Origin of the sequence: Burkholderia sp. RS01 (genome assembly GCF_039748055.1) — a bacterium.
GTDB lineage: Bacteria > Actinomycetota > Actinomycetes > Actinomycetales > Micrococcaceae > Arthrobacter.
The window spans coordinates 115,650-128,957 of the sequence record NZ_JBDLAK010000005.1; the positions used below are offsets into that span (position 1 = coordinate 115,650).

Genomic DNA, 13,308 nt, shown 5'->3' on the forward strand with positions numbered 1-13,308 from the left:
AGAATTCTCGTGGTGGGGGAGCGTCAGGGATTGGGCTGCGTGGTCTGCGGGCTTAGCCGCACGCGGACCGCGGCGCCGGCACAGAGGATGACCGCCAGGCCGCCGGCAATGGTGCTCCAGGTCAGGGCCTCGCCCAGCAGGAGTCCGGCCCAGCAGATGCTCAGGACGGGCTGGACCAGCTGGATCTGGCTCACCTGGGCCATAGGGCCGATGGCGAGGCCGCGGTACCAGGCAAAGAACCCGAGAAACGCGCTGACGATGCCCAGGTAGGCAAGGGCGGCCCACTGCACCGGCGTGCCGGACGGCGGCTGCTGCGCGATGGAGAGTGCCGTCAGGGACGCCATCAGCGGCGATGCGATCACGAGCGCCCAGGACACGGTCTGCCAGGCGCCGAGTTCGCGTGCGAGCAGGCCCCCTTCGGCGTATCCGACGGCGGCCGCCGCGACCGCGCCGAGGAGCAGCAGGTCCGCCCAGTGCAGGTGCCCCAGGCCACCTGACTGCGCGAAGGCAAAGATGATCGCTGCCAGGGCGCCGACTACCGTCGCAATCCAGAAAGCCCGCCTCGGACGCTCGCGCCCGCGGAGAACGGCGGCGGTTGCGGTCGCGGCCGGGAGCAGGGCAATGACGACGGCGCCGTGGCTGGCAGGAGCTGTGGCGAGCGCATAGGACGTGAGCAGCGGGAAGCCTACGACGATCCCGCCGGCCACCACTGCGAACCGCGCCCATTGCGCACCCCGGGGAAAACGCTGCCGGGTGAGTGCGAGGGCGAAGACGGCCAGGGCAGCCGCCAGGAGTGCACGGGCGGATCCGATGAACAACGGGGACATGTTGGTGACGGCCACCCGCGTGAACGGAACGGTGAACGAGAAGGCCGCTACTCCGAGGAGGCCCCACCAGACGCCGCTGGACTGCCGCTGCGGTATCACTGGCCGAATAAGGATAGTAGCGCTACTCTTGTCTCTCATGAATAACGATAGCAGTTCGAGGATTGCGATGCGACTGCGGGAGTGGATCGCCGGGGCCGCCCCCGGAGCCCGGCTGCCGTCCACGCGGTCGCTGGTTGCCGAGTACCAGGCCAGCCCCGTCACAGTGCAAAAGGCCCTGCAGACCCTGACAACGCAGGGCCTGATCGAGAGCCGGCCCGGCGTCGGTACCTTCGTCCGGGCCGTGCGGACCGCGCGCCCGTCCGACTACGGCTGGCAGACTGCGGCGCTGGGCTCGCCGCAGGCACCTCTTCGCAATGCCTCAGCCGCGATGCGGAGCGCACCGAACGACGTCATCGCCTTCCACTCCGGCTACCCGGACCGCGAACTCCTGCCGGAGCGCCTGGTGCGGGCCGCGCTCACCCGGGCCGCCCGCGGCGACGCTGCCTTGTCCCGTCCACCCGCGGCAGGGATGCCGGAGCTGCAGTCCTGGTTCGCGCACGAACTCGGCGCCGCGACCCCGGTCGGGGTCACCCCGCCCACACCGAGCGACGTCATTGTGCTGCCGGGAAGCCAAAGCGGGCTGAGCTCCATTTTCAGCGCACTCGCCGGCCGGGGGCAGTCGCTGCTCATGGAGTCGCCGACCTACTGGGGAGCCATCCTGGCGGCCTCCCAGGCCGGTGTGCGTGTCGTTCCGGTTCCCAGCGGTTCCGACGGTCCCGATCCGCAGGAGCTGTCCCGGGCCTTCGAAGAGACCGGCGCCCGGATGTTCTACGCGCAGCCGAACTATGCAAACCCCACCGGAGCGCAATGGGCGCCGGGCCGGGGCGAAGAAGTCCTGGACGTCGTCCGCAGGAACGGAGCTTTCCTGGTTGAGGACGACTGGGCGCATGACTTTGGCATCACCACCACCCCGGTTCCCGTGGCTGCCCACGATGATTCCGGCCATGTTGTCTACCTTCGGTCGCTGACCAAGAGCGTTTCCCCGGCCATCCGCATCGCCGCCGTCATCGCCCGCGGCCCGGCCCGCGAGCGTATTCTGGCCGACCGCGGTGCCGAGACGATGTATGTCAGCGGCCTCCTCCAGACGGCAGCGCTCGACGTCGTCACCCAGCCCGGCTGGCAGACGCACCTGCGCGGCCTCCGCCTTCAGCTTCAGGCGCGCCGGGACCTCCTGGTCACCAGCCTGCGGGAGCACGTGCCGCAGGCCCACATCACCCACGTGCCCAAGGGAGGGCTGAACCTCTGGGCGCGCCTGCCCGACGGGACCGACCTCGAACGGCTCGTCCGCGACTGCGAAACCGCGGGGGTGATCATCGCTGCCGGCACTGATTGGTTCCCGGCCGAACCCGCAGGGCCCTTCATCCGGCTCAACTACGCCGGGCCAAACCCGGGGGCGTTCGCGGAAGGGGCACGGATTGTCGGTGCGGTCCTGGAGCGCAACAGCCGCTAGGTACCTGACCTGTCATGGCGGGAGCCGGCGCCGCGCCTGTTCGGGTAGCCAACCGGCCCCGCGGAAACTAGCTGCCCCCACCTTCTTTGTCGCGATCCGACAAGCGGATCGGGCACCTCCGCTGGCATGATGGACTTCAGACCTTCAGTGATTTAGACGTTTGGAACAAAGGAGCTCATATGGGACTGCTGGACAACAAGACCGCCATCGTGACCGGATCCTCGCGCGGAATCGGCGCCGAAGTGGCCAAGATCCTCGCTGGCGAGGGTGCCGCCGTCGTCGTCAACTACCGCCAGAAGGCGCCGCGCGCCAACAAAGTGGTGTCCGACGTCGAGGCTGCGGGCGGCCGCGCAGTAGCGGTCGGCGCCGACCTGACCACGGTTGAGGGTGTGCAGGCCCTGGCGAGCGCCGCCATGGAGAACTTCGGGTCACTGGACGTGCTGGTGCTCAACGCATCGGGCGGCATGGAGTCGGGCATGGAAGAGGGATATGCCCTCAAGCTGAACCGGGACGCGCAGGTCAACATGCTCAACGCCGCGGTGCCCCTCATGAAGGCGGGCTCCCGCGTGGTGTTCGTTACCAGCCACCAGGCCCACTTCATCAACTCGGTGCCCACCATGCCGGAGTACGAGCCCGTGGCCCGCAGCAAGCGTGCGGGCGAGGACGCGCTCCGCGAGCTCCTGCCGAGCCTGGCGGACAAGGGGGTCTCGCTGGTGGTCGTGTCCGGCGACATGATCGAGGGCACCGTCACCGCGACACTGCTGGACCGTTCCAACCCGGGCGCCATCGAGGCCCGCCGCGCCGAAGCCGGCAAGCTGTATTCCGTGGCGGAGTTCGCTGAAGTGGTCGCCAGCATGGCCACCGCCGACGTCGAGTCCGGCCACACGGAGTACGCCGGCGGCGCCGACTATTTCGGCAAGAGCGCCGAGTAGAGATTCCCCGGATCCCGTAGAGGCCGTTGCCCGGGCGACGGCACTCCTCACCAAGAGCTCCGGGCAGTATTGCTGTCCGGAGCTCTTGCCGTCGACGGGGCACCGCCCACGTCCCAGGCGTTGTCACGTCACGCAGGGCCGTTTACGGTTTTATGCATGGAACAGCAACCAGAGGCAATCAGCCGGAGCTATCCGTCAGGTGTTCCGTGCTGGGTTGACACCCAGCAGCCCGACGTGGCGGCCGCCATGGACTTCTACGGCGGGCTCTTCGGGTGGGAGTTCGAGGACGGCGCCCCGCCCGGCACCGCCGGCAGGTACGTGATAGCCCGGCTTGACGGCCAGGAAGCCGGCGCGATCGCCGGCCCGGGAACCGGCGTCCCCGCGTGGCACACGTACGTCGCCGTCGACGACGCGGATGCTGCCGCGCGCCACCTGCTATCGGTCGGCGCCACCCTGAAGTCCGCTCCCGCCGATGCCGGCTCAGGAGGGATCCAGGCGGTGCTGGCCGACCCCGAAGGCGCCGAGTTCCGCATCTGGCAGGCCCGGGAACGGCTCGGGGCGCAGGCGGTCAACCTGCCGGGCGGATGGAACTTCAGTGACCTCCACACGGCCAATATGGACGCAGCGGCCGCCTTCTACGCCAAGGCATTCGACTGGCAGTTCGACACCCTCGACTTCGGAACGATGATCCGCCGCCCCGGTTATGGTGACCACCTGGAGGCCACCGTCGACCCTAACATCAGGGTCCGCCAGTCGGGCGACGCCGTACCCCGAGGATTCGAGGACGCGGTCGCCTGGCTCGTCCCCGCTGCCCCCGGCGAGCGGCCGCTGTGGCACGTGACGTTCACGGTCGCCGACCGGGACCGCACGGCCAGGGACGTCGAGCGCCTGGGCGGCCGCGTCCTGCGGCAGGACGACACCGAGTGGACACGCACCGTCCTGATCCGTGATCCTGGCGGAGCGGTATTCACCGCGAGCCAGTTCACCCCGCCGGCCGGCTGAACCGGGCCTGCTGAACCGACCCGGTCATTATGCCGGGCGCGGTTCAGTCAGGCGCGAAGCAGCCGCCGCCTGCGCCGGCTGCTGCTCAGACGCCGGCGATGTGCCGCACGGCGTCGAGGTACGGCATATTCACGGCGGCGTCGGCCACCGCGCGCACCGCGGGCTTGGCGTTGAACGCCACGCCGATTCCGGCGGCACCGAGCATGTCGAGGTCGTTGGCGCCGTCGCCCACGGCAATGGTGTGCTCCATGGCCACGCCTTCGGCAGCGGCCCACTCGCGCAGGTACTTCTCCTTCGCGGCGCGGTCGATCACGGCACCGAGCACCTTGCCGGTCAGCGCGCCGTCGACAATTTCGAGCTCGTTGGCGATCCAGTAGTCCAGGCCAAGATCCTCGGCGATGGGGCGCAGGATCTGGTTGAAACCGCCTGACACCACGGCCACAACATGGCCGGCAGCCTTGAACGCCGCCACCAGCTCCGCCGCTCCCTCGCTGAGCTTCACTTCTGCCCGGACGGAATCGACGACGGCGGCCGGCAGCCCCGCGAGGACCGCCACCCGCGCGTGAAGGCTTTGGGCGAAGTCCAACTCACCGCGCATGGCGGCTTCCGTGACGGCAGCCACTTCATCGCGCTTTCCGGCATAGGCGGCGAGCAGCTCGATGACCTCCTGCTGGATCAGGGTGGAGTCCACGTCCATGATGAGGAACTTGCGTCCGGCCTGGCGCAGCTCGGCCGGCACGATGGCAGTGTCAACGCCGGCCCGTCCTGCGTCCTCTTTCGCCGCGGCGACGCGGTGCCGCAGCCCGGCGATATCGGCAGCAGATCCGGACGGCACCGAGAAATCAACGGTGCAGACGTCATAGCGGCCGTCGCCGCTGCTCGAGGCGGCTCCGAATGTCGCACCGGAACCGGCCAGCAGGGACCGAAGGCTTTCCGGTTCCGAGGGGGACAATTGCACGCCGTAGCTGACCGCGGTCACGTTCGAACTCATGGCTGCAATCTTAGCCAGCGCAGCGGTGCCGCCCGAATTCGTTTCGCGGACCGGCCCCGGGCCGGGTCCGGTCCAGGGCCGGTCCGCAGGCGTACGGCCGACGCACCGGCGGGGACAACCGTTTCAGTTATCAGTCGCACCGCGTTTTGTCCTAGTGTCTACTTCTATGAGTGATGTTCTTGAAATGGCCGCCGTCAGCGTTGTCCGCGGAGCCAAAACGCTCCTGAGCAAGGTTGACTGGCAGGTCAAGGAAGGCGAGCGGTGGGTAATCCTCGGACCCAACGGCGCCGGCAAGACCACACTGCTTCAGATCGCCGCCGCCAGGCTCCATCCCACGAGCGGCATGGCAGGCATCCTGGAGGAAATCCTCGGCTCCGTGGACGTCTTCGAACTGCGCCCGCGGATCGGGCTCTCCTCTGCGGCACTCGCCAACCAGATCCCCGAGCACGAGAAGGTCCTCAACGTCGTCGTCACCGCGGCCTACGGCGTGACCGGCCGCTGGCGCGAAGGCTACGAGAAGGACGACGAACGCCGGGCCTTTGCCCTGCTAAATGAATGGGGCATGGGTCCGCTGCTGAACCGCCCGTTCGCCTCGCTGTCCGAGGGTGAGCGCAAGCGCGTCCAGATCGCCAGGGCGCTCATGACGGACCCCGAACTGCTCCTCCTGGACGAGCCCGCAGCCGGGCTTGACCTTGGCGGCCGGGAAGACCTCGTGCACCGGCTCAGCCAGCTGGCCATGGACGACACCGCTCCCGCGATCGTGCTGGTGACGCACCACCTTGAGGAAGTCCCGCCCGGCTTCACGCACGCAATGCTCATGCGCGACGGCGGCGTCGTGGCCGCCGGGCCGGTGGGCGAGGTCCTCACCTCCGGCAACCTCAGCGAGACCTTCGGCCTGCCGCTCGACGTGTCCGTCAATTCCGGCCGATACACGGCAACCGCCAGCCGCTGACAGGGCGGCCGGCACAGCGTGGAGTTTTTCAGCGGCATACTTGTGTTCATCGCCGGCCTCTGGGCCGGCACCATCAACAGCGTTGTCGGATCGGGCACGCTCGTCACCTTCCCGGTGCTGATCGCTCTGGGGCTCGCACCCGTCACAGCGTCCATGAGCAACGCCATGGGCCTCGTGGCGGGAGGCGCGGCGGGAGCCTGGGGATACCGCCGGGAGCTGAAAGGCCGCGGTCGGCAACTCCTGCGGCTGCTCCCGGCTTCGCTCCTCGGCGGCATATCCGGTGCGTGGCTGCTTCTCCACCTTCCCGAAAAAGTGTTCCACTACGCGGCGCCGGCGCTGATTGTCCTTGCCCTGCTCATGGTGGTCTTTCAGCCGCGGCTGCAGCGCTGGGTGCGCAACCGCGAAGAGAACCCGGAGCATGCGCTCCGGGACAAGCACCACAGCGTCCTCCTCGTGATCCTCGTCTTCCTGGCCGGCGTCTACGGCGGCTACTTTGTTGCCGCCCAAGGGATTCTGCTCGTAGGCATTCTCGGCATCTTCATGACCGGCACCATCCAGAACGCCAATGCCATGAAGAACATCCTGGTGCTCGGGGTCAACCTCATTGCGGCGATGTCCTACCTGATGTTCGCGTTCGACCGGATCAACTGGACCGTGGTGGCCATCATCGCCGTCAGCTCGCTCATTGGCGGCCTCGCGGGCTCCAAGGTGGGCCGCAGGCTGTCGCCGCCGGTGCTGCGGGGCGTCATCTTCGCCCTCGGGCTGGTGGCGCTCGGCTTCATGATCGCTAATCTGCTGAAATAATCGGCCGGTGACTTTCCACTATCTCGAATCCGCTGACGATCCCCGGGTTTCCGACTACACGCAGCTGACCGACGTCCACCTGCGGAAGCTCCGCGAACCGGCCGAGGGCATGTACATTGCGGAATCCTCCCGGGTCCTCCGGCGGGCGCTGGCGGCCGGCCACCGGCCGCGGTCGTTCTTCCTCGCCGAAAAGTGGCTCGCGGACCTGGCCGACATTTTTGAGCTGTATCCGGACGTGCCCGCCTACATCGGGGGCGCCGGCCTGCTCGAGGAGATCACCGGCTTTCACCTGCACCGCGGGGCCATGGCCGCCATGCACCGGCCCGCGCCGGTTCCGCTTCCCGAGCTGCTGGCCGGGGCCCGCAGGGTGGCGGTGCTTGAAGACATCGTGGATCACACCAACGTCGGGGCCATCTTCCGCTCGGCGGCAGCCCTCGGCGTCGACGCCGTCCTCGTGTCGCCGCGCTGCGGTGATCCGCTGTACCGGCGCAGCGTCCGCGTCAGCATGGGCACGGTGTTCCAGGTGCCATGGGCGCGGCTGGAGTCCTGGCCGGCGGACCTTGCCGTCCTCCGGGACCAGGGATTCACTGTGGCGGCAATGGAGCTCACCGGAGACGCCGTGGACCTCGACGACCTGGCCGCGCGGAATCCGGAGAGGCTCGCGCTGGTACTGGGGACCGAAGGTGCCGGCATGAGCGCGGAGACCCTTGCCGCCGTCGACCTCGCCGTGAAGATCCCGATGCGCGCCGGAGTTGACTCGCTCAATGTGGCGGCGGCGGCGGCCGTGGCATTCTGGGAGCTTCGGCCGCGGACGTGACGGCGTTCGTCACGCGCCCGCGGATCCGCTATTATTGATAGCTGGCCGCCCAGCGTCTTTTGCTTGCTCTTGATGCGGACCGCGGCCATCCCATTCATACCTGGCAGCTGGCAAAATCCAGCGCTGTGAACAAAGGTCCCACTATGAAGTCTGATATCCACCCGAAGTACGAAGCTGTTGTTTTCAACGACCTGGCTTCCGGCGTCAAGTTCCTGACCAAGTCCACCGTGTCTTCCAAGAAGACCATCGAGTGGGAAGACGGCAACACCTACCCGGTCATCGACGTCGAAATCTCCTCCGAGTCCCACCCGTTCTACACGGGCAAGCAGCGCATCATGGACTCTGCAGGCCGCGTCGAGCGCTTCAACGCTCGCTTCAAGGGCTTCGGCGGCAAGAAGTAACTTACTTCTCCCCAAGGTTCTCTGGAAAAGCCCGCACCGGCAACGGTGCGGGCTTTTGCGTTCGTGGGGCAGGATGGAACTCATGACTGGCACGCCGCTGAACGCAACCGACTCTGACGCCCCGCGCCTGCACGGCGAGTACAAGGTCCCCGGCGGCAAGCTCGTCGTCGTGGATCTCGACGTCGCCGACGGCGCCTTCGCCGACGTCTCCCTGAGCGGCGACTTCTTCCTCGAACCCGATGAGGCGCTGCTGGACATCAACTCCGCGCTCGAGGGACTCCCGGAAAGCTCGACGGCGGCCGAGATCGCCGCCGCCGTGGTGGCGTCCCTTCCGGCGGAGGCCGTGCTCTTCGGCTTCTCCGCGGAGGCGGTGGCCGTGGCGGTGCGCAGGGCGCTGTCCAAGGCAACCCACTGGAGCGACCATCACTGGAACATCATTGCGCCCACCGTCCTGCCGACGCACATGAACGTGGCGCTGGACGAGGTGCTCACCGAAGAAGTCGGCGCAGGCCGCCGCAACCCCACCCTGCGCTTCTGGGACTGGGAGGAGCCGTCCGTGGTGATCGGCAGCTTCCAGTCGGTCCGCAACGAGGTGGACCCCGACGGCGTGGCCCGGCACGGGATTACTGTGGTCCGGCGCATCAGCGGCGGGGGAGCGATGTTCATGGAGGCGGGCAACTGCATCACCTACTCCTTGTACCTGCCGCAGACCCTTGTGGACGGCATCAGCTTCGCGGACTCCTACGCGTTCCTGGACGCCTGGGTGATGGCAGCGCTGAAGCAGCTCGGCATCAACGCCTTCTACGTGCCGCTCAATGACATCGCCACCGATCAGGGGAAGATCGGCGGCGCCGCGCAGAAGCGGCTGGCCAACGGAGGCATGCTTCACCACGTCACCATGAGCTACGACATCGACGCCGACAAGATGGTGGAAGTGCTCCGGATCGGGAAGGAAAAACTCTCGGACAAGGGGACGGCCAGCGCCAAGAAGCGGGTTGATCCGCTGCGGCGACAGACCGGCCTGGCCCGGACAGAGATCGTCGCCGCCATGATGGACGTGTTCTCCGGCAGGTACGGTGCCACGCCGTCGGAGCTCACCGGCGCGGAACTGGAAACCGCCCGGCAACGGGTGGCGTCCAAGTTCGGTACCCACGAGTGGCTCTACCGCGTGCCTTAGGCGTTCCGGTTTAGCTGGGCAGGCCGGCGAGGGACGCGGCCTGCGCCGTGAGCGCGCGGTGCAGGTGGCTGCGCTGCTCGATGATGATACGGCGCAGCGCCCGCGGCGCGTCCGGGCGGGCCGCCAGCCAGGCGTCCGTGCGGGCGATCACCGGGTGGTCTTCCGGGGAACCGTCAGCCCGGGCCAGATCACGGGACGCGGGGTAGAGCCCGCGGACAATCCGGCTGGCGATCTCGATGCTCCGTTCCGCCCACACCGTTTCCAGGCAACTGAAATACGGTTCCACGAAGGGATCGAGCAGCTCCTCGGCGCCGGTGTTGAAGCCGGCGATGGTGGCGCTGAGCAGCTGGTTGGACAGTTCCGTGCTCCGGACCGCCGCGTCCCAGGCGGCCGCCTTGACAGCGGCGTCCGGCCTCGCCGCGAGTGCCGTGGCGTGGCCGGCGCGGCCCGACGCAGTGGTGTCCCGCGCCAGCTCGGCGTCCAGTTCGGCTTCGCCAGCCATGCCGTGGGCCGCCAGCGCGTGCCACAGGCTCCACCGGAGTTCCGCGTCGACGGCGAGGCCGGGCACGGCGGCCGTGCCGTCCAGCATGCCGCGGAGCAGGTCCAGCTGGCCGGCGTCCGTGCGGCTGAGCGTGGCGAGCGTCCTGGCCCATGCCAGCTGCTGGTCGGAGCCGGGCGCGGCCCTGCGCAGCTCCGTGGCCGCCGCGGCCACGAATGCGGCGCGCACCTCGTCACGCTCGTCAGCCGGCACATAGTGTTCCAGGGCGGTGGAGGCGTTCCCGAGGACGTTCAGCAGCACGCCGATACCCGTCTCGGACGGGGCAAAGCGGCGGACGGCCTCCACGTAGCGGACCGCCGGCGTGACGCCGTCCCTGGCCGAATTCCACAGGGCGGTCCAACACAGGGCACGGGCCATGGGGTTGCTGATCCGGTCCAGCGAGGCCCGGACCGTTGCCTCCGAACCGGGATCCAGCCGGACCTTGGCGTAGCTCAGGTCCTCGTCGTTGACCAGCAGCAGGGCCGGCCGGGCCATGCCTGCCAGCCCCGGAACTTCCTCCGCTGCCCCGGACAGGTCCGTCTCCACCGACCCCGTGCGGACCAGCATGCCGTCGGCGTCAAAGTTGTACAGCCCGATCCGCAGGCGGTGCGGGCGCAGCTCCTGCCGGCCGGACGCGGGGTCCGGGGCGTCCTGCAGCAGGGTGACCCTGTCCAGCACACCGTCACGGGCCTCCAGCTCGACGCTCAGCGTCGAAATCCCGGACGTCTGCAGCCACTGCCGCGCCCACACGGCAAGGTCCCGCCCGGACGATGCGCTGAGGGCGCCGAGCAGCTCCGCCAAGGTGGTGTTGCCGTACTGGTGGTCCCTGAAGTACTGCCGGGATCCCGCCACGAAGGCATCGAAGCCGACGTACGCCACGAGCTGCTTGAGCACCGACGCGCCCTTGGCGTAGGTGATGCCGTCGAAGTTCTGTTTGGCGGCCTCGAGGTCGGGGATGTCGGCGACGATCGGGTGGGTGGTGGGCAGCTGGTCCTGGACGTACGCCCAGGCCTTGCGGTTGTTTGCGAAGTTGACCCAGGCCGTGTCCCAGGCCGTGGCGCGGTCCACCCCGAGAGTTCCCATGTAATCGGCGAAGGATTCCTTGAGCCACAGGTCATCCCACCACTGCATCGTGACGAGGTCGCCGAACCACATGTGCGCCATCTCGTGCATGAGCGTATTGGCGCGGCCTTGGTACTGCGAGTCGGCTGCCCGTGAGGTGAAGACGTAGTTCTCCGTGAAGGTGACCAGGCCGGGGTTCTCCATGGCGCCCAGGTTGTATTCCGGCACGAAGGCCTGGTCATACTTTCCCCACGGATACGGGAAGTCGAAGAGGCCGTTGAAGAAGTCGAGCCCCTGTTTGGTGAGGTTGAACAGCTCGGCGGTGTCGAACGACGCCGCCATGGACGCCCGGCAGTAAAGGGCTAGGGGCACGTCCAGCCGCGTGCCGTCGTCGAGCACTTTGCCCCAGTGGTCGGCGGCCTTGAAGTACGGGCCTGCCAGGACGGTGGTGATGTAGGTGGACACGGGCAGGGTCGGGGCGAACTCCCACCGGCTGGCGGCGGCGTCATCGGCCAGCGCGAACCGCCCCGACACGGCACCGTTGGAAGCGACCTCCCAGCCGGAAGGGGCGGTGACGTGGAAGGTGAACCGCGCTTTGAGGTCCGGCTGCTCGAAGTTCGCGAACACGCGGCGGGCGTCGGCGGGCTCGTACTGCGTGTACAGGTAGCACTGGCCGTCGGCCGGGTCGAAGAAGCGGTGCATGCCCTCGCCGGAACTGCTGTAGAGGGCCGTCCCGGTGACGGTCACCTCGTTCTCGGCCCGGAGGTCGTCCAGCCGGATCCGGGAACCGTCAACGACGTCGGAGACCGCCAGTTCCGTGCCGTTAAGGACCACGCTGCTGACGTCCCGGCATATGAAATCCAGGAAGGTCGAGGCGCCGGGCTGGCTCGCCGAAAAAGTGATGGTGCTTCGGCTGGGGTAGCCGGAGACGTCGGGATCCGCCGCGTTGCGGACGTCGAGGGAGACGTCGTAGCTGTGCGTGGAAATCAGGGACGACCGTGCTGCCGCTTCATTGCGCTTGAGGTTCTCATTCGACACTCAGCTATTGAATCATGAGCAGCGCGGCTCCCAGGCCGAGGACCGCGACCAGGAGCCATGCCACGAGGGCAGCCAGCAGCGCCCGCAGCCCGGTGTGGAGCAGGGTGCGGATGCGGACCGCGGATCCCAGCCCGAAAAGCGCCGCTCCCAGCAGAATGTCCTGCAGTCCGGCCGCCGCGTCGAGCCAGCCGGCAGTGAGCCAGCCCGTGGACCGGAGCGCGACCATCACCACGAAACCGACGACGAACAACGGCACCACGGGCGGCAGCGCCTCGGCCTCGGTCCCGGTTGCCGCGGAAGGCTGACCCGCCGCTCCCTGGCCCGCCACCTGCTGGCCCGCCGAGCGCTGAACGGCCAGGCGTTGCTGCAGTCCCGCGGCGGCCACCATGGGCGCCAGCAGGATCACGCGCGTCAGCTTAACAACGACGGCGAGGCCCAGCGCCGTCGGCCCGGCGGTCTGCGCTGTGGCCACCACCTGTCCCACGTCGTGCACAGACGCGCCGGTCCACGCGCCGAAGACCTCGGCGCTGAGGTTCAGCGGATGGACCAGCAGCGGCAGGGCACCGATGGCCAGCGTGCCGCACAGCGTCACAAGGGCCACCGGCAGGACGGTATCGGCATGCCTGATACGCCGCACAGCGGCCATGGCCCCGATCGCAGACGCACCGCAGATCGAGAATCCCGTGGCAATGAGCAGGGAGGCCTCCCGCGGAAGCCGGAACAGCCGGGAAATGCCGTAGGTCCCCGCGAAGCCGGCCAGCACCACCGCCGTAATCAGCAGCAGTGACCCCCAGCCGAGGCCCAGGACGTCGGTGATGCCGACCTTGAGCCCCAGCAGGACGATGCCGCCGCGCATGAGGTGCTTGCCGGCGAAATCCAGTCCTGGCCGTGCCCGCCCGGCCGCCCAAACGGCCGTAAACGGCAGATTGGCGGCCAGCAGCCCCAGGACCACGGCCAGGGTCATGGCAGGCAGGGCCGGGACGCCGGCGTGGAGGGCGAAGGCGAGTGCCAGGGCCACGAGGGCCGTCAGCAGTCCCGGCAGAATGCGGGTAAAGTTCTCATGCATCACCCCGCGCAGCTGCCGCCGCATCGGCGTCGGGAATCGAAAGTCTGGCACGTCCCAACCATGCCGGACACCGGCGGCAAAAGACCAACCGGGAGGACCCCTCCAACACGCCACGGACGGGTCCGGTAATGAATTCGCAACAAAAAGGTGGT

Annotated in this window: 12 protein-coding genes; 8 read left to right on the forward strand and 4 right to left on the reverse strand. The window is 68.3% G+C overall.

Annotated features, from left to right (window positions below; genetic code table 11):
• Window positions 1-23 precede the first annotated feature (23 nt).
• Window positions 24-926, reverse strand: a complete 903-nt coding sequence (locus ABFP37_RS06665; RefSeq protein ID WP_347033074.1) for a DMT family transporter — start codon at window positions 924-926, stop codon at window positions 24-26.
• 67 nt (window positions 927-993) lie between these two features.
• On the opposite strand from ABFP37_RS06665, the gene ABFP37_RS06670 reads away from it, so the two are divergent.
• From ABFP37_RS06670 to ABFP37_RS06680, 3 genes are all read left to right on the forward strand, one after another.
• Window positions 994-2,376 carry a PLP-dependent aminotransferase family protein gene (locus ABFP37_RS06670; RefSeq protein WP_347033075.1) on the forward strand — a complete coding sequence of 461 codons (1,383 nt, stop codon included), beginning with the start codon at window positions 994-996 and terminating at the stop codon, window positions 2,374-2,376.
• 179 nt (window positions 2,377-2,555) lie between these two features.
• On the forward strand, window positions 2,556-3,308 hold the full coding sequence (locus ABFP37_RS06675) for an SDR family oxidoreductase (protein WP_078029397.1): 753 nt from the start codon (window positions 2,556-2,558) through the stop codon (window positions 3,306-3,308).
• A 156-nt stretch (window positions 3,309-3,464) separates the two neighbouring features.
• The gene (locus tag ABFP37_RS06680; RefSeq protein ID WP_078029398.1) at window positions 3,465-4,310 is read left to right on the forward strand and encodes a VOC family protein; all 846 of its coding nucleotides are present in this window, start codon (window positions 3,465-3,467) and stop codon (window positions 4,308-4,310) included.
• Window positions 4,311-4,395: 85 nt separating this feature from the next.
• Here the strand turns inward: ABFP37_RS06680 and serB are convergent, their stop codons facing one another.
• A complete protein-coding gene (serB, locus tag ABFP37_RS06685; RefSeq protein ID WP_078029399.1) occupies window positions 4,396-5,301 on the reverse strand; it encodes a phosphoserine phosphatase SerB in 906 nt (301 codons plus the stop codon).
• 166 nt (window positions 5,302-5,467) lie between these two features.
• Between serB and ABFP37_RS06690 the strand changes: the two genes are divergently transcribed.
• The 5 genes from ABFP37_RS06690 (at window position 5,468) to ABFP37_RS06710 (ending at window position 9,452) form a co-directional block, all read left to right on the forward strand.
• Window positions 5,468-6,253: an ABC transporter ATP-binding protein gene (locus ABFP37_RS06690; protein WP_078029400.1), complete on the forward strand. Its 786-nt coding sequence runs from the start codon at window positions 5,468-5,470 to the stop codon at window positions 6,251-6,253.
• An 18-nt stretch (window positions 6,254-6,271) separates the two neighbouring features.
• Window positions 6,272-7,057, forward strand: coding sequence for a sulfite exporter TauE/SafE family protein (locus ABFP37_RS06695; protein ID WP_347033076.1), 786 nt, complete (start codon window positions 6,272-6,274; stop codon window positions 7,055-7,057).
• Between the two features lie 7 nt (window positions 7,058-7,064).
• Entirely contained in the window at window positions 7,065-7,874 is an 810-nt protein-coding gene (locus ABFP37_RS06700; RefSeq protein WP_347033077.1) for an RNA methyltransferase, read from the forward strand.
• 143 nt (window positions 7,875-8,017) lie between these two features.
• Window positions 8,018-8,275, forward strand: a complete 258-nt coding sequence (locus ABFP37_RS06705) for a type B 50S ribosomal protein L31 (protein WP_028267311.1) — start codon at window positions 8,018-8,020, stop codon at window positions 8,273-8,275.
• Between the two features lie 463 nt (window positions 8,276-8,738).
• Window positions 8,739-9,452 carry a biotin/lipoate A/B protein ligase family protein gene (locus ABFP37_RS06710; RefSeq protein WP_347033118.1) on the forward strand — a complete coding sequence of 238 codons (714 nt, stop codon included), beginning with the start codon at window positions 8,739-8,741 and terminating at the stop codon, window positions 9,450-9,452.
• 10 nt (window positions 9,453-9,462) lie between these two features.
• Here ABFP37_RS06710 and pepN read toward each other — a convergent pair whose 3' ends face one another.
• Together pepN and ABFP37_RS06720 are read right to left on the reverse strand one after the other, a co-directional pair.
• Window positions 9,463-12,090 (reverse strand): aminopeptidase N, encoded by a 2,628-nt coding sequence (gene pepN, locus ABFP37_RS06715; RefSeq protein ID WP_347033078.1) that lies wholly within the window; start codon window positions 12,088-12,090, stop codon window positions 9,463-9,465.
• Between the two features lie 4 nt (window positions 12,091-12,094).
• A complete protein-coding gene (locus ABFP37_RS06720; protein ID WP_347033079.1) occupies window positions 12,095-13,207 on the reverse strand; it encodes a putative sulfate exporter family transporter in 1,113 nt (370 codons plus the stop codon).
• Window positions 13,208-13,308 lie beyond the last annotated feature (101 nt).